20 protein-coding genes and 1 tRNA gene are annotated in these 21,417 nt (G+C 69.2%); 11 read left to right on the top strand and 10 right to left on the bottom strand.

From position 1 onward, the window contains the following. Positions 1 to 149: 149 nt before the first annotated feature. The 5 genes from AC0L5F_RS10510 to AC0L5F_RS10490 are packed head-to-tail and all read left to right on the top strand — an operon-like array spanning position 150 to position 4,796. The gene (locus AC0L5F_RS10510) at positions 150 to 1,760 is read left to right on the top strand and encodes a sensor histidine kinase (RefSeq protein ID WP_473313306.1); all 1,611 of its coding nucleotides are present in this window, start codon (positions 150 to 152) and stop codon (positions 1,758 to 1,760) included. Beyond that, the gene (locus tag AC0L5F_RS10505) at positions 1,757 to 2,413 is read left to right on the top strand and encodes a response regulator (protein ID WP_473313305.1); all 657 of its coding nucleotides are present in this window, start codon (positions 1,757 to 1,759) and stop codon (positions 2,411 to 2,413) included. Before AC0L5F_RS10510 ends, AC0L5F_RS10505 begins: the two co-directional genes overlap by 4 nt. A gap of 30 nt (positions 2,414 to 2,443) precedes the next feature. Further along, positions 2,444 to 3,718 (top strand): serine hydroxymethyltransferase, encoded by a 1,275-nt coding sequence (gene glyA / locus AC0L5F_RS10500; protein WP_473313304.1) that lies wholly within the window; start codon positions 2,444 to 2,446, stop codon positions 3,716 to 3,718. A gap of 10 nt (positions 3,719 to 3,728) precedes the next feature. Next, positions 3,729 to 4,463: an SURF1 family protein gene (locus tag AC0L5F_RS10495; RefSeq protein WP_473313302.1), complete on the top strand. Its 735-nt coding sequence runs from the start codon at positions 3,729 to 3,731 to the stop codon at positions 4,461 to 4,463. 9 nt (positions 4,464 to 4,472) lie between these two features. After that, a complete protein-coding gene (locus AC0L5F_RS10490; RefSeq protein WP_473313301.1) occupies positions 4,473 to 4,796 on the top strand; it encodes a DUF3817 domain-containing protein in 324 nt (107 codons plus the stop codon). A gap of 120 nt (positions 4,797 to 4,916) precedes the next feature. Here the strand turns inward: AC0L5F_RS10490 and AC0L5F_RS10485 are convergent, their stop codons facing one another. Continuing rightward, positions 4,917 to 5,705 carry an enoyl-CoA hydratase/isomerase family protein gene (locus tag AC0L5F_RS10485; protein WP_473313300.1) on the bottom strand — a complete coding sequence of 263 codons (789 nt, stop codon included), beginning with the start codon at positions 5,703 to 5,705 and terminating at the stop codon, positions 4,917 to 4,919. A 104-nt stretch (positions 5,706 to 5,809) separates the two neighbouring features. On the opposite strand from AC0L5F_RS10485, the gene AC0L5F_RS10480 reads away from it, so the two are divergent. Together AC0L5F_RS10480 and AC0L5F_RS10475 are read left to right on the top strand one after the other, a co-directional pair. After that, a complete protein-coding gene (locus AC0L5F_RS10480) occupies positions 5,810 to 6,340 on the top strand; it encodes a peptidylprolyl isomerase (protein ID WP_473313299.1) in 531 nt (176 codons plus the stop codon). 98 nt (positions 6,341 to 6,438) lie between these two features. Continuing rightward, positions 6,439 to 7,203 carry a rhomboid family intramembrane serine protease gene (locus tag AC0L5F_RS10475; protein ID WP_473313298.1) on the top strand — a complete coding sequence of 255 codons (765 nt, stop codon included), beginning with the start codon at positions 6,439 to 6,441 and terminating at the stop codon, positions 7,201 to 7,203. Positions 7,204 to 7,293: 90 nt separating this feature from the next. On the opposite strand, the gene AC0L5F_RS10470 is transcribed toward AC0L5F_RS10475, so the two are convergent. After that, positions 7,294 to 7,554 carry a cell division protein CrgA gene (locus AC0L5F_RS10470; RefSeq protein WP_473313297.1) on the bottom strand — a complete coding sequence of 87 codons (261 nt, stop codon included), beginning with the start codon at positions 7,552 to 7,554 and terminating at the stop codon, positions 7,294 to 7,296. A gap of 87 nt (positions 7,555 to 7,641) precedes the next feature. Here AC0L5F_RS10470 and AC0L5F_RS10465 point away from each other — a divergent pair, with 87 nt between their 5' ends. Then, positions 7,642 to 8,391 (top strand): DUF881 domain-containing protein, encoded by a 750-nt coding sequence (locus AC0L5F_RS10465; protein ID WP_473313296.1) that lies wholly within the window; start codon positions 7,642 to 7,644, stop codon positions 8,389 to 8,391. Positions 8,392 to 8,409: 18 nt separating this feature from the next. Here the strand turns inward: AC0L5F_RS10465 and pknB are convergent, their stop codons facing one another. The 6 genes from pknB to AC0L5F_RS10435 form a co-directional block, all read right to left on the bottom strand. Further along, entirely contained in the window at positions 8,410 to 10,155 is a 1,746-nt protein-coding gene (pknB, locus tag AC0L5F_RS10460; protein WP_473313295.1) for a Stk1 family PASTA domain-containing Ser/Thr kinase, read from the bottom strand. Positions 10,156 to 10,210: 55 nt separating this feature from the next. After that, a complete protein-coding gene (locus tag AC0L5F_RS10455; RefSeq protein WP_473313294.1) occupies positions 10,211 to 11,683 on the bottom strand; it encodes a peptidoglycan D,D-transpeptidase FtsI family protein in 1,473 nt (490 codons plus the stop codon). 132 nt (positions 11,684 to 11,815) lie between these two features. Continuing rightward, on the bottom strand, positions 11,816 to 13,201 hold the full coding sequence (locus tag AC0L5F_RS10450; RefSeq protein WP_473313293.1) for an FtsW/RodA/SpoVE family cell cycle protein: 1,386 nt from the start codon (positions 13,199 to 13,201) through the stop codon (positions 11,816 to 11,818). After that, a complete protein-coding gene (locus tag AC0L5F_RS10445; RefSeq protein WP_473313292.1) occupies positions 13,201 to 14,454 on the bottom strand; it encodes a protein phosphatase 2C domain-containing protein in 1,254 nt (417 codons plus the stop codon). Before AC0L5F_RS10445 ends, AC0L5F_RS10450 begins: the two co-directional genes overlap by 1 nt. 6 nt (positions 14,455 to 14,460) lie before the next feature. Next, positions 14,461 to 14,946 (bottom strand): FHA domain-containing protein FhaB/FipA, encoded by a 486-nt coding sequence (locus tag AC0L5F_RS10440; RefSeq protein ID WP_473313291.1) that lies wholly within the window; start codon positions 14,944 to 14,946, stop codon positions 14,461 to 14,463. 7 nt (positions 14,947 to 14,953) lie between these two features. Further along, a complete protein-coding gene (locus AC0L5F_RS10435) occupies positions 14,954 to 15,658 on the bottom strand; it encodes an FhaA domain-containing protein (protein ID WP_473313290.1) in 705 nt (234 codons plus the stop codon). 149 nt (positions 15,659 to 15,807) lie between these two features. Here AC0L5F_RS10435 and AC0L5F_RS10430 point away from each other — a divergent pair. Next, a tRNA-Leu gene (locus tag AC0L5F_RS10430) sits at positions 15,808 to 15,893 on the top strand. Between the two features lie 403 nt (positions 15,894 to 16,296). Here the strand turns inward: AC0L5F_RS10430 and AC0L5F_RS10425 are convergent. Together AC0L5F_RS10425 and AC0L5F_RS10420 are read right to left on the bottom strand one after the other, a co-directional pair. Then, the gene (locus tag AC0L5F_RS10425; protein ID WP_473313289.1) at positions 16,297 to 17,037 is read right to left on the bottom strand and encodes a hypothetical protein; all 741 of its coding nucleotides are present in this window, start codon (positions 17,035 to 17,037) and stop codon (positions 16,297 to 16,299) included. Between the two features lie 657 nt (positions 17,038 to 17,694). Beyond that, entirely contained in the window at positions 17,695 to 18,306 is a 612-nt protein-coding gene (locus tag AC0L5F_RS10420) for a TetR/AcrR family transcriptional regulator (protein WP_473313288.1), read from the bottom strand. A gap of 63 nt (positions 18,307 to 18,369) precedes the next feature. Between AC0L5F_RS10420 and AC0L5F_RS10415 the strand changes: the two genes are divergently transcribed. Then, entirely contained in the window at positions 18,370 to 19,683 is a 1,314-nt protein-coding gene (locus AC0L5F_RS10415) for a cytochrome P450 (RefSeq protein ID WP_473313287.1), read from the top strand. A gap of 116 nt (positions 19,684 to 19,799) precedes the next feature. After that, entirely contained in the window at positions 19,800 to 21,281 is a 1,482-nt protein-coding gene (locus AC0L5F_RS10410) for an amidohydrolase family protein (RefSeq protein WP_473313286.1), read from the top strand. Positions 21,282 to 21,417 lie beyond the last annotated feature (136 nt).

The raw sequence follows: 21,417 nt of genomic DNA, 5'->3' as shown, positions 1-21,417 counted from the left end.
TACACGTCGGGCTGTCTCCTTGGGATTGCAGTTTGGTGACGTTTCGGTCCGGTGCGGTCGTGTGCGCGGGCCACCCCGAGGGAAGTTGGGTGGATCTGCCAAAATAGGGACTAAAGTCCATTCGTTCGGGCACAATGGGCCTCTACGAAATGAGGGACATGGAGGGTGACATCCGGGTCACGTCGCAGCAGCGCCGCCGAGACGCATGGTTCGGCCTCGCTGACGTGTCGCGCGACCTGTCCGTGGACGGCTTGCTGCAGCGCTTGGTGCGCGAGGCCTGCCGGCTCAGCGGTGCGCGCTGCGGGATCCTGGACGTCGTCGACGGCCGAGCCGACCGCCGCCTCGGCCGCTTCGCCTCCTTCGGCCTGCCCGACGACCTGACCGAGTCGCTCGCCGGACGCGAGGCGTTGGTCGACCTGCTCGACCAGGCGTCCTCCCCGATCGGATCGCTCGCCTTCCTCGGAGTGCCGTTGCGGGTCGACGGCCGCACGTTCGGCAACCTGTACCTGTTCGACCACGAGTCCGGCCGAGGGTTCTCGGCTGACGACGAGGACGTGGCCGACGCGTTCGCCAGCTCGGCGGGGTTGATGATCAGCACCGCGCTGCTGCACGAGAAGTCGGTGCGGGACCGGCGCTGGCTGGACGCCTCGGTCGAGATCGCCACGAGCCTGCTCGGCCCGGTGTCGCACGAGTCGGCCTGGCAGCTGATCGTCGATCGCGCCCGTGACGTGGCGTCGGCGTCGTGCGCGATCCTGCTGCTGCCCGACGACGACGGCGAGGACCTCGTGGTCGCAGCGGTCTCGGGCGTCGAGTCGGACGGTCTGCTCGGTGAGTCCGTGCCCGTCGCCGGCACCCTTGTGGGGCGGCCGGTGCGCACCGGGCACGCGGTCGTCGTGCCGCGCACCGAGCTGGATCGTCGCTACGACCCCAAGATCCTCGCGGGCTGGCCTGCGTTGCGCACCGTGCAGATGCTGCCGCTGCACGACGGTTCTGGTCCTCAGGGCGGCGGGAGGGGCACGCTGGTCGTCGGCTGGGCCGGTTCTCGACTCGTCGACTCCTGGGAGCTCGATCCCGAGCTGCCCGAACGCTTCGCCGAGCAGGCCGCACAGGTGCTCCAGATGGCGCGGGTCCAGGGTGATCGGCGACGCCTCGCGATCTTCGAGGACCGGGGCCGCATCAGCCGCGACCTGCACGACGTCGTCATCCAGCGCCTCTTCGCGATCGGCATGAACCTGGACCAGACCGCCAGCGTCACCGACGACCCCAAGGTGGCTGCCTCGCTGTCCTCGGCCATCGACGGCATCGACGAGACGATCGCCGATCTGCGGCGCACCATCTCCGGACTCGAGCACGACGACGTCGACAGTCCCGACGTCCCTGCGATTCTGACCCGAATGGCCGATGATGCCGGCGAACTGCTGGGATTCCGGCCCGTGGTCACGTTCAGCGGGCCCGTGACGACACAGGTGTCCGGTATGGTGCGGGAGCACGTGGTCGCAGTCGCGGGCGAGATGTTGTCCAACATCGTGCAACATGCAAAGGCCACCAAGGTCTCGCTTGACGTCACGGTCGGCGACCATGTCACTCTCACTGTGGTGGACAACGGACAGGGCTTCGACCCATCAGTCGGACGAGACGGAGGCAACGGGATGCGCAACATGCGTCGTCGTGCCGAGCTGCTCGGTGGACAGTGCGAGGTCGAGAGCACACCGACCGGTGGATCCACGATCACGTGGAGCGTCCCAGGGGAGAGCGCATGACCGAACCGATCACGGTGTTCCTGCTCGACGATCACGAGATCGTCCGGCAGGGCATCAAGAGCCTGCTGGAGCGCAACGACGACCTGAAGGTCATCGGCGAGGCTGGTCTGGCCGCCGAGGCACTGCGCCAGATCCCCCAGCTCAAGCCTGACGTCGCCGTCCTCGACGGTCGCCTGCCCGACGGCACCGGCATCGAGGTGTGCCGCGAGGTCCGCTCGCGCCACCCCAAGACCGCGGTGCTGATCCTGACCTCGTACGACGACGACGAGGCGTTGTTCTCGGCCGTCATGGCCGGCGCGGCCGGCTACGTGCTCAAGCAGGTGCGTGGCAACGAGATCGTCGAGTCGATCCGCCGGGTGGCCGCGGGAGAGTCGCTGCTGGACCCCACCGTCACCCAGAAGGTGCTCGAGCGCATCCGCGAGGGTGCGCCCACGACCGATCCGCTGGACAAGCTGACCCGCCAGGAGCGACGCATCCTGGAGTACATCGGACAGGGCCTGACCAACAAGCAGATCGCCGACGAGATGTACCTCGCGGAGAAGACGATCAAGAACTACGTCACGCAGATGCTGTCCAAGCTGGGGCTGCAGCGCCGCACCCAGGCTGCGGTGCTGGTCACCAAGCGCGGCGGATCCCTCTTCCCCGAGCACTGATCCTCCCGGCGGACCGATAGTCTGGGTGCCATGAGCCTGGACCAGCCGCTTTCGCAGTTCGACCCCGAGATCGCAGCGTTGCTCGACGCCGAGCTGCAGCGTCAGCAGACGACGCTGGAGATGATCGCGTCGGAGAACTTCGCACCCGTCGCGGCGCTCCAGGCGCAGGGCAGCGTGCTGACGAACAAGTACGCCGAGGGCTACCCCGGCAAGCGCTACTACGGCGGTTGCGAGGTCGTCGACCAGGTCGAGCAGATCGCCATCGACCGGCTCAAGCAGCTGTTCGGCGCCGAGTACGCCAACGTCCAGCCGCACTCGGGCGCCACGGCCAACGCCGCCGTGCTGCACGCCATCGCGCGTCCCGGCGACACGATCATGGGGCTGGACCTGGCCAACGGCGGCCACCTCACGCACGGCATGAAGATCAACTTCTCCGGGCGCCTGTACGAGGTCGTGCCGTACCACGTGGACGACGAGGGCATCGTCGACATGGACGAGGTGCGGTCGCTGGCCCTCGAGCACTCGCCCAAGGTGATCATCGCCGGCTGGTCGGCCTACCCGCGCCAGCTCGACTTCGGCGCCTTCCGCGCGATCGCCGACGAGGTCGGTGCTCTGCTGTGGGTGGACATGGCGCACTTCGCCGGGCTGGTCGCCGCCGAGCTGCACCCCAGCCCGCTGCCGCACGCGCACGTCGTGTCGACCACCACCCACAAGACGCTGGGCGGCCCGCGGGGTGGCGCGATCTTGTCCAACGACCCCGAGATGGTCAAGAAGCTGCAGTCCGCGGTGTTCCCCGGCCAGCAGGGCGGTCCGCTCGAGCACGTGATCGCCGCCAAGGCCGTGGCGTTCAAGATGGCCCTCGGCCCGGACTTCACCGACCGCCAGCAGCGCACGCTCGACGGTGCACGCATCCTGGCCGAGCGGCTCATGCAGGACGACTCCCGTGCCGCCGGCGTGCAGGTGCTCAGCGGCGGCACCGACGTCCACCTCGTCCTGGTCGACCTGCGTGACAGCGAGCTCGACGGTCAGCAGGCCGAGGACCGGCTGCACGAGGTGGGCATCACGGTCAACCGCAACGCGGTCCCCAACGATCCGCGGCCGCCGATGGTGACGTCGGGCCTGCGCATCGGCACGCCCGCCCTGGCCACCCGCGGCTTCGGCACCGAGGAGTTCACCGAGGTCGCCGACGTCATCGCCGAGGCGCTCAAGCCCGGCGACGTCGACATCGACGGTCTGCGCAAGCGCACGGCCGTGCTGGCCGAGCGCTTCCCGCTCTACCCGGACGTCGCGCGCTTCACGTCGTGACGGCCCACCTGTGAGGCAGTGGTTCCGTCCGGCGCTGATCGGGCTGCACCTGTTCGCCGTCGTCGCCCTGACGTTCTGCATCGTGATGGGGCTGTGGCAGCTGGGGGTCTATGACACCCGGCAGGCCTCCGAGCGTGCGGATCGTCAAGAGGTTCCGCAGGTGTCGCTCGCGGGCCTCTGGGGACCCGACGAGCCGTTCGAGCCGCGCCTCAACCAGCGCCCCGTCTCGATGACGGGGACCTTCGCCCCGGCTGCCGACCAGTTCTGGGTCACCGGTCGTGACCAGGGCGGCGTCCGCGGCGCCTGGCTGGTGGCCCCGTTGATGACCGATCCCCGTGACGCGATGCTCGTGGTGCGTGGCTGGGCCCCCGAGGTGGGGGATGCGCCGTCGCTGCCGACCGGCCAGGTCACGGTCGACGGTCTGTTGCAGTCCGGACAGGGCGAGGGACAGCCGTGGGATCCGGACCGCCGCACGATCGGCGCCATGCGCATCCCGGCGCTGGCCAACGAGCTGCCCTACGACCTGTACTCGGGATTCGCCATCAGCACCGACGCCGGACTCGCCTCGGGCCTGACGGTGGCCGAAGCACCCAGCCAGGACGTGTCCTGGACCGTGGGACTGCGCAACCTCGCCTACGCCCTGCAGTGGTGGGTGTTCGGATTGTTCACGGTGTTCATGTGGTGGCGGATGACCAGCGAGCAGGTGGCGGCCGCCGCCGAGCCGGCGCTCGTGGGCGCGGAGTAACCTTCCCGGGTGAGCCGAACCGCCATCGCCTACCGCGTCGTCGCCTGGATCGTCGGACTGAACCTGATCTTCGTGATCGGCGCCTTCATCGCCCAGCTCAGCACCAACGACCTGTCGTGGTGGAACCGCAACGACGGCCTCATCTCGATCATCGACATGATCCACGGCTACCTGTTCATGGCGCTGCTCGTGCTGATCGCGGTGCTCGCGCGTCGCCACCGCTGGCAGCCGTGGTTCGTCATCACCACGGCCCTGTTCGCGACCATCCCGTTCGTGAGCTTCTGGGCCGAGCACCGCGCCACCACCCGCCTACGCGCCGAAGCTGCCGCCTGACCGTTGGCGGTTTACCAGCAGGCCCCGGAAGGTGTTCACTCCTCGGGTGAATTTGCCCGGAGACATGAGGTTTGCCGGGGCCTGCTGGTAAACCGAGAGCGGCAAGCGAACCGAGAGCGGCTAGCGGCCCTCGAAGGTCGCCTTGCCGGGGCCGTCGGTGAGGAACGACTCCATGCCGTGCTGCAGGTCCTCGGTGTCGAACAACGACGACGCGATCGAGGTGGTGTGGGCGATGGCCTCGGGCACTCCGCCGATCTCGAAGTGACGCAGGATCTGCTTGGCCGCGCCGAACGCTCGGGTCGGGCCCACTGCGACGTGACGAACCAGCTCAAGCACGGCATCGTCGAAGCCCTCGTCGGGCAGGACGTGGTTGACCACGTTCCAGCTGGCCAGGGTGGCGGCGTCGTAGGTGGCGCCGGTGAAGACCAGCTGCTTGGCCCGGCCCACCCCGGCGCGCGCGGCGAGCCGTTGGGTGCCGCCCATCGTGGGGGTCAGACCGATGACGCGCTCGACCAGGCCGAACTTCGCCCGATCGGCCGCGATCACGATGTCGCAGGCCAGCGCCACCTCGAACGCCCAGGTCAGCGTGAGGGCGTGCGCGGCGAAGAACGTCGGAACGTCCAGGGCATCGATGCGCTCGGGCAGCTCGAGCATGCGGTCGTACAGCCGCTGGGTGTCGGCGCGCGTCTTCTGCGCGTGGAACGCCGCGACGTCGACCCCGCCGGAGACCAGCTTGCCCTCGGCCCGGATCAGCAGCGCGCGGGGCAGGTCGGCCTCGATGTCGTCCAGTGCCGCGTCGAACGCGTCGTGCAGCTCGGCTGAGTACAGGTTCACCGGAGGGGCGCTGAAGGTGAGCACGGCGATGTCGGACGCGACCCGGGACAGGTCGACCGTGGGGGAGGCAGTCATGCAGGTCACGGTAGCGCCCGGCACGTGCGGCCCGGCGGGGAGCCGTTTCAGGCGGTGCGTGGGAGAATGAGGTGCACACATCCGCCCGAAAGGACCCCCAGAACGTGGCATCGCAGCTGACCGCCCACCTCGCGACGAATCTCGGCACCATCGTCGTGAACCTGTTTGCCGACCAGGCCCCCAAGACGGTCGAGAACTTCGTGGGGCTGGCCGAGGGAACCAAGGAGTTCGTCGACCCCGCCACCGGGCAGCTGGCGACCCGTCCGTTCTACGACGGTCTGGGATTCCACCGCATCATCGCCGACTTCATGCTGCAGGGCGGCGACCCGATGGGTGACGGTCGCGGCGGACCGGGCTATGAGTTCGAGGACGAGTTCCACCCGGACCTGCAGTTCGATCGCCCCTACCTGCTGGCCATGGCCAACGCAGGCCCCAACACCAACGGCTCGCAGTTCTTCATCACGCTGGCGCCCACCACCTGGCTCAACCGCAAGCACACCATCTTCGGCGAGGTCGCCGACGACGAGAGTCGTGCCGTGGTCGACGCGATCGGCGCCTCGCCGACCGACCGGTTCGACAAGCCCTCGACCCCGGTGGTCATCGAGTCGCTGCGGATCGAGCGCGCGGAGGCGTGACGTCCGACCCTGTCGCCGATCAGCGGTGCTACCGACACCCTGACCGCGAGGCCTACATCTCGTGCCAGCGCTGTGAGCGGCTGATCTGTCCTGACTGCATGCGCGACGCGGCGGTGGGCTTCCAGTGCCCCACGTGCATCGCGGAGGGCAAGAAGTCGGTGCGTTCTGCCCGCACCATCGCCGGCGGCCTGGTCAGCACCAACGTGGGCCGCGTCTCGATGGCCCTCATCGGCATCAACGTGGTCGCCTACCTGCTGCAGGTGGCGACGGGTGGCTTCGACGGGCCGATCTTCCAGCAGGGCGCGATGCTGGCCGACACACGCTTCGCGCAGGACGGCACCGAGCTGACCGGAGTGGCCCAGGGCGCCTGGTGGCGCCTGTTCACGGCAGCCTTCCTGCACCTGGGTCTGCTGCACCTGGCGTTCAACATGTACGCCCTGTACCTGTTCGGGCCGTTCGTGGAGAAGGCGCTCGGCACCTGGCGGTTCATCGTGGCCTACCTGACCATGGCCGTGTTCTCGTCGGTCGTGGTCTACCTGCTGTCGCCGGCGGGCACCCCGACGGTGGGAGCCTCCGGCGCCATCTTCGGGCTGTTCGCGCTGGCGCTGGTGCTGCAGCTCAAGGCCAAGGTCGACGTCACCGGTCTGCTGGTGCTGCTGGGCATCAACGCGCTGCTGAGCCTGCGGGCCAACGTGAGCTGGCAGGGTCACCTCGGTGGATTCCTGGCCGGACTGCTCATCGGGGCGGCCGTGGCCTACTCGCCCAAGCGGCTGCGTCAGCAGGCCCAGATCGGTGCTGTCGTCGTGCTGGTCGTCGTGGGGGCGGTCGCCCTCGTGCTGCGCACGGCGGCGCTCACCTCATAGTTTGTCCACAGGTTGATCCACACCTGGGGACCGAGTTACACCGGTGTAGTTATCCCCATCTGGATCCACAGCTGGGGACAGATGAAGCCGCTACTCCCACTTGGTGGCGAAGCCGAACGCCGCCACGATGAACCCCATGCCGATGAAGATGTTCCAGTTGCCGATGTCGCCGTACCACTGCAGGACCTTCGGGTAGCTGTCGATCTGACCGTTGACCACGTAGTAGGTCACGATCCACACCAGTCCGAAGACGGCCGACCCGACCATGGCGGGCCCGGCCCAGCGATTACCGATGCGTTGCGGCTTCGGGCCCTGAGACTTCGGGCCCTTGGGGGTCTTGTCGCGTGCCACGGGTCCTCCAGACGAGGCGGCGGTGTCGCCGCGGGTTCAGTGGGTCTCGTCTAGCCTAGTGGTGCACCACACAGACCGGGAGGCCGTATGCCGCGCAGCAGCGCGAAGCGGGGTTCGCACGCGCAGCAGCGCTGGCCCCTCGCGGTCATGGCGGTGTGCGCTGCGAGCGGGCTGCTGTTCGTCACCGCCGCCGTCAGCGCCTCCGGCGACGACCTGCGCCCGTCCGGCGGTGACCTCAGCTCGCTGCTGCGCGAGCGGGCCGAGCGCGTCGACCAGCGCCGCGACACCGCCAACGCGCTGCAGACCTCGATCGACCAGCTGTCGGCCCGGGTCGGCGGCACGGCGATCGACACGCTGAAGAAGGACGCCGCCGCCCTCGAGCCGGTCGCCGGAATGACGTCGGTCCGCGGGCCCGGAGTCAGGATCGTTCTCGACGACGCCCCGAAGAGCCGGGTGCGACCCGGCCTGGACCCGAACATCTTCGTGGTCCACGAGCAGGACCTGCAGGCCTACGTCAACGCCCTGTGGGCAGGTGGTGCCGAGGCGATCTCGCTGCAGGGCCAGCGGCTGATCTCGACCACGGGCGTGAAGTGCGTCGGCAACACGGTGCTGCTGAACGGTCGTCAGTACTCGCCGCCGTACCGGATCAACGCCGTGGGCGACGTCGGCGGCATGCTGCAGTCACTGGGCTCGACCCCGGAGACCGTGACGTTCGCGGACTACGCCCGCACGTACGGACTGGGGCTGCGGGTGGGCAGCGCCGAGGACCTCACGGTGCCGGCCTACGACGACCAGGTCACGATGCAGTACGCGTCGACGACGGCTGATCCGTCGTGAGCTGACCGGTCCCCGGCGCTACTGCCCTGGCCCGTTGCCCTGGTCGGCCACGCCGTCCTGGACATCGGGTTGATCGGGCTTGGTCGACACCGTGATGGTGATGGCCGTGCCCTGCGGAACCCGCTGACCGCTGGTCAACGACTGGTCGGACACGATGCCCTTGTCCTGCGTCGCCGCCGGATCCTCCTGCACCGTGACCTTCAGGCCGGCATCCTCCAGCGCCTTCTGCGCGTCGGCCTGCTTCTGGCCGACGACGTTGGGCACGGTGGTCTGACCGCGCGAGACGATGATCGTCACGGTGGAACCGACCTCGACCGACTCACCGGACGGCGGGTTGGTGTTGATGACCTGGTCCTTCTCGGCCTGGTCGTCGGCGGTGTCCTTCTTGACCTTCAGACCGAGGTCCTCGAGCCGGCTCTTGGCGCTGTCGTAGGTGAAGCCCTGCAGGTCCGGGATGGTCACCTGCTCCGGCCCGCTGCTGATGACGAGCGTGACGGTGCTGCCCTTCTCGGCCTCGTCGCCCTCGGCCGGATCGGACTCGATGACGAATCCCTCGGCGATGTCGGCGTCGGCGCGCTGCTGGGTCTCGACCTGGAAGCCGGCGTCGGTCAACAGGCGGGTGGCGACCTGCTCCTCCTTGCCGGCGACGGCGGGAACGGTGACGGTGGCCGGTGCCTCGGGGCCGCTGTCGTTGGTGATCAGCAGGATCGCGATGACCGCGGCGACCACGAGCAGCAGACCGATCACGGCCGCGATCCACCAGCGGCTCTCGCTCTCCGGCTCCTCCTCGGGCACGGCGCGTCGGGCGCCGGGCTCGGTCCGGCGGGGCGTCGCTGCCACGGCGGGGGCCACGGCGGTGGCCGCGCCCACGACGGCGGTGGAGGCGGAAGCCTCGACCTCGCCGCCGGCGAGCACCCGCTCGATGTCCTTGCGCATGTCGGCGGCGCTCTGATAGCGATCCTCGACCCGCTTGGCCAGCGCCTTGGCCACGATGTGATCGACCGACTGGCTCACCTCGGGGTTGAGCTGCGACGGCGCCTTGGGCTCCTCGCGCACGTGCTGGTACGCGACCGACACGGGGCTCTCGCCGACGAACGGCGGACGTCCCGTGAGCAGCTCGAACAGCAGGCAACCGGTCGAGTAGATGTCGCTGCGGGCGTCGACGGTCTCGCCACGCGCCTGCTCCGGTGACAGGTACTGGGCGGTGCCGATGACGGCGGCGGTCTGGGTCATGGCCGACGACGTGTCGGCGATCGCGCGGGCGATGCCGAAGTCCATGACCTTGACCAGGCCGGCCGGTGTGACCATGACGTTGGCGGGCTTGATGTCGCGGTGGATGATCCCCGACCGGTGGCTGTAGTCCAGTGCACTGAGCACGTCGGCCGTGATCGAGAGCGCGCGCTCCGGCAGGATCTTGCGCCCGTTCTCGGCACCGCGCATGATGTCGCGCAACGTCTGGCCCTCGACGTACTCCATCACGATGTACGGCACGTGCGTGCCGTGGGCACCCGTGGTCTCACCGGTGTCGTAGACCGCCACGATCGACGGGTGGTTCAGGGCCGCCGAGGACTGCGCCTCACGACGGAACCTCGCCTGGAAGGTGTCGTCGGCCGACAGGTCGGTCCGCAGCTGCTTGACCGCCACCGTGCGACCCAGGCGCAGGTCGCGCCCGACCCTGACATCGGCCATGCCGCCACGACCCAGGAGACCGCCGAGCTCGTAGCGGTCGCCGAGGCGGATCGGCTCGTCGCCGGATTCGGTCATGTCGTCAGTCTCCCAGAGTGAGGTGCGGGTGCGGTGATTGGAGTGGGGAACGGGGTCATTTGCCGAGCACAGCCTCCATCACGGAGCGGGCGATCGGCCCGGCCAGTCGGCCACCGGCGATCTCGTCGCGGGAGATCTTGGTGGACTCCACGATGACGGCGACGGCCACCTGCGGGTTCTCGGCAGGCGCGAAGGCGACGAACCAGGCGTACGGCGGGCGGTCCGGCGCGGACTGTGCCGTGCCGGTCTTGGCGCCGACATCGACCCCCGCGATGCGCGCCGACGTGGCGGTGCCGCGTTCGGTGGTGCTGATCATCATCTGCTCGAGCTTGGCGGCGTTGGTGGCGCTCATCGCCTGGCTGAGCCGCTCGGGCTTGCCCTGGCTCAGCACGCTCAGGCTGGGTGACCGGACCGTCTTGACCAGGTACGGCTTCATGACGGTGCCTTCGTTGGCGATGCCGCCGGCCACCATCGCCATCTGCAGGGGCGTGGCGGAGACCTCGAACTGACCGATGCCGCTCTGCGCCAGCTGGGGCGCCTCGAGGTCGGTGCCGGCGGAGGTGAACTGGCTGGGACTGGTGGGGATGCCGGACAGCGGATCGGTGCCGAAGCCGAACTTGGCGGCCTGCTCGGCCAGCTTCTGCTGGCCGATCTTTCCGGCCAGCCCGCCGAACGCGACGTTGCACGACACGTTGAGTGCCTGCTCGAAAGTGATCTCGTTGCCGCCGCAGTTGGATCCGTTCTCGTTGACCAGCTTGTACTGGATGCCCGGGAAGCTCAGCGAGCTGCCGGCCTTGACCTTGTCGTCGATGTTCTTGACGACGCCGTCCTCGAGCGCCGCGGCTGCCGTGACCAGCTTGAACGTCGACCCCGGCGGAAGGATCTGCTGGGTGGCGCGATTCAGCATCGGCTGGTTCTTGTCGGTGGTCAGCTCGTCCCACGCGGCGTTGACCTTCGAGAAGTCGTGACTGGCCAGCCGGTTGGGGTCGTACGAGGGCTGGCTCACCATCGCCAGCACCTCGCCGGTCTGGGGGTTGATCGCCGCGACGGCCCCCTTGGTGCCCTTGCCGAGCGCCTCGAGGCCCTCGGCGGCGGTCTTCTGCGCGAGCGGGTCGATGGTGAGCTCGACGCTGCCACCCTTGGGCTGCTTGTTCGACAGCAGGTCGACGACGCGGTTGACGAACAACCGGTTGTCGCTGCCGGACAGCACCTTGTTCTCGGACCGCTCGATCCAGGACTGGCCGTAGATGTAGGAGAAGTAGCCGGTCAGTGGCGCGTAGAGCCCGCCGTCGGGGTACGTGCGCTGGTAGACGTAGCGGTCCTTGCTCTTGACGCTCTCGGCGATGGGGTCGCCGGCGACGAGGATGGGACCGCGGTCGCGCGAGAACTCCTCGTCGATGACGCGCCGGTTGTTCGGCTTGTTGTTCAGCGAGTCGGCCTCGACGTACTGGACGTAGTTGACGTTGGCGACCAGCGCCAGGAACATCACCAGGCACCCGATGGCCAGGTAGCGAATGGGCTTGTTCATCCGAGCTTCACCACCCTTGCCGATGGGTGGTTCTCGCTCGACCGGGGTGAGGTGTGGTGGTGGTTCATCCGAGCTTCACCACCATTCCTGATGGGTGGTTCTCGCTCGACCGGGGTGAGGTGTGGTGGTGGTTCATGCGAGCTTCACCACCTGTGTCTCCTCGTCACTGTCGAAGGTGGCGATCTCGGGGGCGGGCCGTCGGGTCTGGTCGCTGATGCGCAGGAGCAGGGCGATGATCGCCCAGTTCATGACGATCGAGGACCCGCCCTGGGCGAGGAAGGGGGTGGTCAGGCCGGTGAGGGGGATCAACCGGGTGACGCCGCCGACGACCACGAACACCTGCAGCGCGAAGGACACCGCGAGACCCGCGGCGAGCAGCTTGCCGAAGGCGTCGCGGCAGGTCAGGGCGATGCGCAGGCCGCGCTCGACGATCAGGCCGTACATCAGCAGGATCGCCATCAGGCCGGTGAGACCGAGCTCCTCGCCCATGGCGCCGATGATGAAGTCCGAGAACGAGAACGGGGTGAGCTGCGGGCTTCCCTCGCCGAGCCCTTGGCCCAGCAGACCGCCGTGCGCGAGGCCGAACAAGGAGTTGATGATCTGGCCGTTGCGATCGGGGTCGCCGAACGGGTCGAGCCACACGTCGAACCGCGCCCGCACGTGGCCGAAGGCCAGGTAGCCGAAGTAGGAGCCGACGACGAACAGCACGCCGCCGACGATCAGCCAGCCCGGGCGCTCGGTGGCGATGTAGAGCATCACGACGAACAGACCGAAGAACAGCAGCGACGACCCGAGGTCGCGCTGGAACACCAGGATGCCGACGCTGATGAGCCAGCCGGCCAGGATCGGTCCGAGGTCGCGTCCGCGCGGGAGGTCGACGTTCAGCACCCGCCGACCGGCCAGGGCCAACGCGTCCTTGTGCACGACGAGGTAGCCGGCGAAGAAGATCGCCAGGCAGATCTTGGCCGCCTCGCCGGGCTGGAAGCTGAACGGGCCGAGATTGATCCAGATGCGGGCACCGCGGATGTTCTGGCCGATGACCGGAAGCAGGGGCAGGATCAGCAGGACGATCGCGGCGAAGCCGAACGAGTAGGTCAGTCGCTGCAGCGAGCGGTGGTCGCGCACGACGAACAGCACGACGGAGAACGCGATCATGCCGAGCGCTGTCCACAGCAGCTGGGCGTTGGCCAGCGGCTGGAAGTTGCCCTGGAGGCAGAAGTCGGCGCAGCCCTTGTCGATGCGGTAGATCATCGCCAGGCCGAGTCCGTTGAGGCAGATGACGAGCGGGAGCAGCACCGGGTCGGCGTAGGGGGCCAGGCGCCGGACGACGAGCGTGGTGGCGATGGCCACGACCGCGACCGCGCCGCCGAGCTTGAAGGTGTCGGACGGGATCGATCCGGTGGTGCCGAGGCCGACCGCGGCGTAGGCGAACACGCTGATCCCGACGGCCATGGCCGTCAGGACCATCTCGGCACCGCGACGCTTGCGCGGCACCCACACCGGTGCGGCGGCGGACATCAGGACGCCGCCGAGGGTGTCTTCGTGGGCGTGGGGGTCGCGGACGGGCTGGGGGTGGGAGCGACGAACTGCTCGAGGTTGGCGACGATGTCGTCAGCGTCGGCCCGGTTCTGCGCCTCGATCCCCGCCTCGACCTGTGAGCGGCTGTACTCGGGCAGGGTCGTGAGCTCGATGTCGCTGACCTCGGCCACCCGGTGCAGGTTCACCCCGGGCACGTCGAAGGGCACGCCCTGGTAGACGGCGACCCGGCCGTCGCTGGCGGCCACGTAGTACTGGGTCTGGGTCCACTTGTACGCGCCGAAGCCGGCAGCGGCGATGATCGCGACCAGCACCACGCCCAGTGCCGTGCGCCGGACCCACGGGCGGGAGCCGGGTGGGCGGGGCGCGTAGCGCATGACCTCCTCGTCGACCTCCGACGACATCGCGTCCCGCGTGGCGGTCGTCCGGTCGCGCGGCTGCTGGCGCTGCTCGGCCGCCGCTCCCACCAACTGGGGTCGGCCGTCGGCGGACGAGGAGTCGGGATCGACCTCGGTGTCGGCCTCGACGAACTCGGCGATGACGACGGTGATGTTGTCGTGCCCGCCGCCCTCGATGGCCAGGCGGATCAGCTCGGTGGCGGCGAGGTCGATGGTCTCGGACTGCATCGCCCGCTCGATGAGCTGATCGGGAACCATGTCGGAGAGTCCGTCGCTGCACAACAGGTAGCGGTCGCCGAGGGACGGCTGGATCCAGCTGAAGTCGGCCTGGTTGTCGTCGCGGCCGAGCATGGCTCGCAGCAGCAGCGACCGGTGCGGATGCACGCGGGCCTCGGCCGGGGTCAGCTTGCCTTCGTCGACCAGGCTCTGCACGAAGGTGTGGTCGGCGCTCAGCTGGGCCAGGGCGTTGTCACGCAACCGGTACATGCGCGAGTCGCCCAGGTGCGCGACCGCGAGCTTCTCGCCGTCCCACAGCATCGCCTCGAGCGTGGTGCCCATCCCCTCGACGGCGGGGTCGGCCTTGATCAGCTCGCCGAGGCGCGCGTTGGCGAGCTCGACGCTGGTCTGCAGGGCGGTGAGTGCGTCACCGTCGAGGGTGTCGTCGAGGCGGCGGACGACGTCGATGGCCGACGACGACGCGAGGTCGCCGGCCGCGGCTCCACCCATGCCGTCGGCGATCGCGAGCAGGCGGCTGCTGGCGTATCCCGAGTCCTCGTTCTTGGACCGGCGCAGGCCGACGTCGGTGTGCGCGACGTAGCGGTAGGTCAGGGCGGTCATGGCCGACTACTTCCGCAGCTCGACGACGGTCTTGCCGACGCGTACCTGCATGTCGAGGCCGACGGGAACGGGGGTGGTGACGCGCTGGCTGCCGATGTAGGTGCCGTTGGTGGATCCGAGGTCCTCGACGAACCACTGCTCGCCGTTGGTGGCGAAACGCGCGTGACGGGTGGAGACGTAGTCGTCGTCGAGTCGGATGGCGGCGTCGGTGCCGCGGCCGAGCAGGATCGGGCCCTCACCGAGCGGAACGCTCTGGCCCTGGTTGGCGCCGGACACGACGTGCAGTGACGACGGGTTGCCGCGCGACGGCCTACGGGAGCGCTTGGTCTTGGGTGCGCCCTGCGCCTTGGTCTTGGGGGTGCGCTGGCGGGCGGGGGCCGGCGCCTTGGTGCCGAAGATGTCGGAGCGGATGACCGAGACCGCCGACAGCACGAACAGCCACAGCACGGCGAGGAAGCCCAGCTTGATCAGCGTGAGGGTGAGCTCGGACAACGGCCCGTCACCTCGACCCGGCGACGCGGATGACCATGATCGTGTTGCCCAGGCGCACCTCGGAGCCGTCGGCCACGACGGCCGTGGTGACGCGGTGGCCGTTCAGGACCACGCCGTTGGTGGAGTCGAGGTCGACGATCGACACCGTGGTGTCGCCGCCGTTGCGGTGCACGGTGATGCGGGCGTGGCGCCGTGAGATGCCGGGGTCGTCGATCTTGAGGTCGGCCTCGGCGTCGCGGCCGATGACCAGGCCCTCGTTGGGCACCGGGTGGGTGGCCCCGTTGACCTCGATGCTGACGTTGGACCGCACCTCGGGCTTGATGGCCCCGCCGGACACCGACGCGTTGGTCTTGCTGCGCACACGGAATCGTCCGGTGCCGAGCTCGGGGGTGTTCACGAAGGCGATCGTCAAGGGGCCGGCGAGCGTGTAGCGCTGCTCGGTGACGTGATCGGTGATCAGGGTGCTCAGCTCGTCGACGAGCGTGGCGCCGAACGGGGTGAGGCGTTCGTGGTCGGCCGGCGAGAGCTCGACGCTGAAGTCGTTGTTCACCAGGCGACGCTCGCGCGACAGGATGTGCGCGGAGTTGTCGACCTCGCGCTGCAGCGCGGCGGCGATCTCGACGGGCTGCACGGCGCTGCGGAAGGCGCGGGCGAACGCTCCGGTGACGGCTCCTTCGAGGCGTTGCTCGAACCGTTGCAGGACCCCTGCCATCTGACGCTCACCTCCCGCACGCGATCGCACCACTGGCGCTTGACTAGTCGATCGTAACGGGAGACGGCGAACAGAGCCGCATGCCACCGTTCTGGACACCCGCGAACCCCTGTTAGACTCAGTCCTCGGTCCTGCCCCGGTGGGACCACGCGCGAGTGGCGGAACGGTAGACGCGCTGGCTTCAGGTGCCAGTGTCCGCAAGGGCGTGGGGGTTCAAATCCCCCCTCGCGCACCAACCTGAGATCGAGCCCCTGACAGAAATGCTGTCAGGGGCTCGATTGCGTCGGGGCTCGGTCGCAAGCGCATCTGGACGGGTGGTGGGATTTGAGGAGGAGGCGCACTCGGAGCCGCGGGCGCCTGCTGACCGAAAACGCGCCGACGGGGTTCCCATTCCCCGGAAGTCGTCGTCCATCTCGACCTTGCTCAGGAGCTTGAAGGCAGGTGCTGGCAGTGCGGTCGGGGTGGGATCAGACGAAGCCGGCACCAGTGACGCCTCGAGGAGGCGCCGGAGCCATCGCCGCTGAAACCAGCTGAGGAGCAGCCCGCAACAGCTGGGACGAGCATGACGGTGACGGTCGCTGTGCGCTTCAACGAGATGCAGGGCCCATCTGGGTTGGTCTGCGGGTCGCGTTGACGCGTCACCCGGCAAGCTCGGCGACATCGACGGCGTCGATGACCGCTTGAAGGTGAGGACGTGACGTGAGGTCCAGCGGGACGAGCTCGGACGTGCGGCCTTTGAGGTCTATGAGTAGGTCGGCGCTGGTGTCTGTGAGAACGGTGAGGGCCGACGCGGTGTCCCACCGGACGCCCGAGAGCGAGGCCCTTTTCAGCTCGGCGGCCGCCAGGACATCCACGACGGGCTGCCCGTATGCATCAGTGCGCCCGATGCGGAGCCCGACGACGTGCGCGGTCTGGATGCCGGGTGCGACGGCAAACGCCTCCTTAACGGTCACGACCATATGGCCGGCGACCATCTCGGCGTAGAACGCATTCGTCTCGGACTTCGTCAACTTCTTCAGGCTGACGTTCCCGGCAGCGGTCAGGGTGGGACGTCGCTCCGGGACGGCGTCCAGGTCGGGCAGCAGGACGACGATCGACACCGCATCACCCTGGGACCCGATCGGTGCCGCAGCAGCCTCGTTGTCCTCGAACGCTGCCGCAAGGGCACCTATGACCGTGCCTGGATCGTTCGCACGAAGGTTGTTCCACCAGTGGTCAAGGTCTGCCTGGTAGACGTCACGATCGGCGGCCGCGTCAGACGTCAGCTGGGCGATCTCGACTTCTGCGTTCGCAATGGCAGTCGCCAGCGCCTCACGTCGGGCTGTCCGGGCGAAGACGCTCGTGGACCGCTTGGCCTCGGCAACATGGCGCTTGGTCACGGCCGCACGGTCAACGGGCTGCGGGTCAGGCGCACGTGGGGGCTGCGCGTCAGGAAACGACTCTCGGTGAAGGTTCGCCACAGCGTCCAGGGCCGCGGCGAGACGACGCCCCTCGGCTGCCTTCTCGGCAGCTGCCGGAGATTGAGTGGCGGAACGAAGCTCGCGCGCAGCAGCTCCAGAGCCGCGCGGCCTGGAACGGGACGACCCGCCCGCACTCGTGTAGTAGCTCACGGGACCAGCGCCGGTCGAGAACCCCGTACGTCCCGAACCAACATGAACACGTGCCGCCCGCGGACCAATACTCGTCCGCACGCCACGAGACGAAGCCCGCACCCGTACGCCCGGTGCCACCTTGACCGAGAAGCCCATCATCTTCACCTTTCGCCGTGACTACTGTAGATGGAACGAGGTGTCGCGAAGGGCGAAATTCGGTGAGCCTGATGAGGGAGACATGGTGACCATGAGCCGACACCTTCCGGCGAAGCGGAAGGTTCAGCTGGCTGCTACTCATTGATCTGGTCCAGCGCTGCGAGCCACGCACCCACTGCGACAAAAAAGGCAATCAGCGGACGAAGCGGCGACGTGGGCGCGGCCGTTTAGGTGGTCGTGCCGGCGCCCACTTCCGGCGCCATTGAGAACCCTAGGTTTCGCTCGCGTTCAGTCCGCCACCAAGAGCGACAGCACCCGGCCCAGGAGGTCGTCGGGCACGGCGTCGGGGTCGGCCTGGCGCTCGATGGCCAGGCCGTTGGCCAGGGCCATCAGCAGCGTGGCCAGCTCGGACGGGGGCAGGGGCATGGCGACGCCGGCGGTGCCGAAGTGGTGCTCGATCGCCGCGGTGATCGCGGCGTGCAGTCCGCGCCGGCGCTCGCGGAAGGCGGCGTCGACGTGGCCGCTGCGCACCGATCGCTGCCACAGCTCGAGGAACAGCAGGGTCCAGTCGCGCTGCTCGTCGAACGCCGCGGTGAGGCGGTCGCCGAGGGCCTGGGCGCGCTGCGCGAGCGGTTCGTCGACGTCGCTGACGGCGTCGAGACCGAGGTCCAGGAAGGCCGTGACCCGGTCGTCGGCGAGGGCCGCGACCAGTCCGTCCTTGCTGCCGAAGTTGGAGTAGACGGCGCCCTTGGTGAACCCGGCGTCGGCGGCGACGTCGTCGAGGCTGGCGGCGTCGATGCCCTTGCGGGCGAACACCCGAGCGGCGGAGTCCAGCAGCGCCCGCCGCACGACGTCGCGGGTCGGGCGGGTGGCGGGACGTGTGGGCGGCAGTGTTGACATCGGGGCTACGATACTCATGAGTACTCGATACCGGTCGGTATTGGAACCACGGTGAGGAGCACCATGTCGGTCCAGGAACAGATCGAGACGCGCGCCGCCCGCACGTTGCGCTGGGGGCTGGGGCACGCCGTGCCCCGGATGGCCATCCAGGGATCGGCACGTCGCGGCGACCTGCACGGACGCCTCATCGAGGCTTCCGACGAGGCCACGACCCTCGACCTGCTCGACCGCATCCGCGCCGAGGGTCCCCTGCACCGCTCGAAGTTCGCCTTCGTCACCGCCTCCCAGCCGGTGGTCAAGGAGGTGCTGACCAGTCCCGACATGCGCAGCGGCGTCGACTTCGGTCCGGGTGGTCCGCTGGCCAAGGTCGCGCAGTGGGCGTTCCGATCGGCGCCGATGGGACCACTGACGCCCCCGTCGCTGCTGGTCACCGAGCCCCCGGACCACACCCGCTACCGCAAGCTCGTCACCCGGGTGTTCTCGGTCAAGGCGGTGCAGCGCCTGCGCGACCGCACCCAGCAGATCGCCGACGACCTGCTCGACGACCTCGACCCGACCCGCCCGGTCGATCTCGTCGACCGCTACTGCTCCCTCCTGCCGGTGACGGTGATTGCCGAGGTCCTGGGCGTTCCTGCACGCGACCGCGACCGGGTGCTGGCCTTCGGCAGTGGCGCCGCTCCCTCGCTCGACCTGGGCCTGGGCTGGCGCACCTTCCACACCGTCGAGTCGTCGCTGACCGAGTTCGAGCAGTGGCTCGTCGGCCACATCGAGCAGGTGCGCCAGAACCCCGGTGACGACCTGCTCAGCCAGCTGGTCACGGCCCAGGACGACGACGGGGCCGTGCTCACCGACGACGAGCTGAAGTCGACCGCCGGACTCGTGCTGGCTGCCGGGTTCGAGACCACGGTCAACCTGCTCGGCAACGGCATCCGTCTGCTGCACGACCACCCGGACCAGCTCGCCCAGCTGCGCAGCGCTCCCGAGGGGTGGGCCAACGCCGTCGACGAGGTGCTGCGGTACGACCCGCCGGTGCTGCTGACCGGTCGCATGGCGGCGCGCGACACCGAGATCGCCGGCGTGGAGGTGCGGCGGGGATCCATGGTCACCACGCTGCTGGCCGGTGCCAACCGCGACCCCGACGTGTTCGACGATCCGGGCCGCTTCGACGTCACCCGCGAGAACGCGTCCGATCACGTGTCCTTCTCGTCCGGTCGGCACTACTGCCTCGGGGCCGCCCTCGCCCGCATGGAGGGCGAGGTCGGACTGCGCACGATCTTCGACCGCTTCCCCGACCTGCGCCTCGAGCCCGGAGCAACCCGCCGACCCACCCGCATCCTGCGCGGCTACGAGACCCTGCCCGCCACCCTCGCCGGCTGAGCCGGACCCTGCAGCCTGCCTTGTGGTGAACGACTGCCGCCGGGCGACTCCTTGGTGCGCGCGCACGATGCGTGCTGCGGTGCGTCCCGCGACACTGGGCGAGGAGGTGTGAACCCATGCGGCACGCGCACAAGCCCCTCACCTGCGACACGGCGATCGTCGGCGGGCGGGTCATCGACCCGGAGTCCGGTCACGACGCGGTCGCCACGGTGGCCATCACGGGCGACACGATCACGGCGATCACCACCGAGCCTGTCGAGGCGACCGAGGTGGTCGACGCCACGGGGATGATCGTCGCCCCCGGGTGGATCGACCTGCACAGCCACGCCCAGAGCGTCGCGGGCAGCCGGTTGCAGGCCCGCGACGGCGTCACCACCGCCCTGGACCTCGAAGGCGGGTTCACCGAGGTCGCCAGCTGGTACGAACGCGTCGCGGCGGAGGGGCGCGCCATCCACTACGGGGCGTCGGCGGCCTGGCAGCACGCGAGGATGATCGAGATCGGCGGTCTGACCGTCGCCCAGATGGCCCATCCGCTGGACCACTTCGGCGACCCACGATGGAAGGCCGCGTCCACCGCGCGCCAGCACGCCCAGCTGATCGAGCGCATCGCGCGCGACCTCGACGCGGGTGCCATCGGTGTCGGTGTCCTGATGGGGTACGCCCCGCGCGTGGATCCCGAGGAGTACCAGGCGGTGAGCCAGCTCGCCGCCCAGCACGGCGTGTCCACCTTCACGCACGCACGCGACCTGGTCGAGCAGGTGCCGGACGCCGTCGTCGACGGCGCCGAGGAGATCGTCCGCGCCGCGGCGGAGACCGGAGTCCGCGCGCACTACTGCCACGTCAACAGCACGTCGACCCACCACGTCGATCGCGTGCACCGGCTCATCGAACGCTCGCCTGCACCGGTCACGACCGAGGCCTACCCCTACGGCGCGGGCGCCACGGCGATCAGCGCCGACTTCCTCGCACCCGAGCGTCTGGCCGAGCGTGGACTCCAGCCGTCGTCACTGGTGCACGGCCCCACCGGCGAACGGGTCCGCGATGCCGCACACCTGAGGCAGCTGCGCGAAGAGGATCCTGGATCGGTCGCGATCGTCCACTTCCTGGAAGAGTCCCGGGCCGCGGACCGCGCCGTCCTCGACCGCTGCTTCGCCTTCCCGGGAACTGTCGTCGCCTCGGACGCGATGCCGCTGACGTGGCCGGCCGAGCAGTCCGACCCCTACGCGTGGCCGCCGCCGGCCTCGACGAGCCTGCACCCCAGGACCGCCGGGACGTTCTCACGGTTCTGGCGGCGCTACGTCCGGGAGACGCAGATGGTGTCGGTGGTCGAGGCGGTGCGCCGCTGCACGCTCGGGCCGGCGCAGATCCTGGAGCCGTTCGTGCCCGCCATGGCGGCCAAGGGACGCCTGCGAGCCGGATGCGACGCCGACGTCGTGGTGGTCGACGCCCAGCGGGTGACCGATCGCGCCACCTACGAGCACGGCAGCCTGCCATCGACCGGCTACGCCCGGGTGATCGTCGCGGGACGCACCGTTGTCCGCGACGACGACCTGGTCGTCGACGAGCTTGCCGGTCGGCCGGTCCGAGCCGGCCGCTGAGCACGACGTTGTCGGATCTGACCAGCGTCGATCGGCAACTTTGTGAGCGCGGCCGAAGAGACTGACCCGTGACGCCACGAGGATGGGTCGGCAGGGTCGGCCGTCCAGGGGCCGGCCCGACCACGAGGAGGTGGCC

Source organism: Aeromicrobium sp. 10G20-16 (assembly GCF_055809665.1).
This window is presented reverse-complemented; position numbering and strand designations above follow the sequence as displayed.

Coding starts and splice junctions, on each gene's coding strand:
- AC0L5F_RS10510 (WP_473313306.1), top strand. CDS start 150: ATGAGGGACATGGAGGGTGACATCCGGGTCACGTCGCAGCAGCGCCGC.
- AC0L5F_RS10455 (WP_473313294.1), bottom strand. CDS start 11,683: ATGAACAAGCCCATTCGCTACCTGGCCATCGGGTGCCTGGTGATGTTC.
- AC0L5F_RS10450 (WP_473313293.1), bottom strand. CDS start 13,201: ATGTCCGCCGCCGCACCGGTGTGGGTGCCGCGCAAGCGTCGCGGTGCC.
- AC0L5F_RS10420 (WP_473313288.1), bottom strand. CDS start 18,306: ATGTCAACACTGCCGCCCACACGTCCCGCCACCCGCCCGACCCGCGAC.
- AC0L5F_RS10415 (WP_473313287.1), top strand. CDS start 18,370: ATGTCGGTCCAGGAACAGATCGAGACGCGCGCCGCCCGCACGTTGCGC.
- AC0L5F_RS10485 (WP_473313300.1), bottom strand. CDS start 5,705: ATGACTGCCTCCCCCACGGTCGACCTGTCCCGGGTCGCGTCCGACATC.
- pknB (WP_473313295.1), bottom strand. CDS start 10,155: ATGACCGAATCCGGCGACGAGCCGATCCGCCTCGGCGACCGCTACGAG.
- AC0L5F_RS10410 (WP_473313286.1), top strand. CDS start 19,800: ATGCGGCACGCGCACAAGCCCCTCACCTGCGACACGGCGATCGTCGGC.
- AC0L5F_RS10445 (WP_473313292.1), bottom strand. CDS start 14,454: ATGACCGCCCTGACCTACCGCTACGTCGCGCACACCGACGTCGGCCTG.
- AC0L5F_RS10435 (WP_473313290.1), bottom strand. CDS start 15,658: ATGGCAGGGGTCCTGCAACGGTTCGAGCAACGCCTCGAAGGAGCCGTC.
- AC0L5F_RS10475 (WP_473313298.1), top strand. CDS start 6,439: ATGCGCGACGCGGCGGTGGGCTTCCAGTGCCCCACGTGCATCGCGGAG.
- AC0L5F_RS10465 (WP_473313296.1), top strand. CDS start 7,642: ATGCCGCGCAGCAGCGCGAAGCGGGGTTCGCACGCGCAGCAGCGCTGG.
- AC0L5F_RS10505 (WP_473313305.1), top strand. CDS start 1,757: ATGACCGAACCGATCACGGTGTTCCTGCTCGACGATCACGAGATCGTC.
- glyA (WP_473313304.1), top strand. CDS start 2,444: ATGAGCCTGGACCAGCCGCTTTCGCAGTTCGACCCCGAGATCGCAGCG.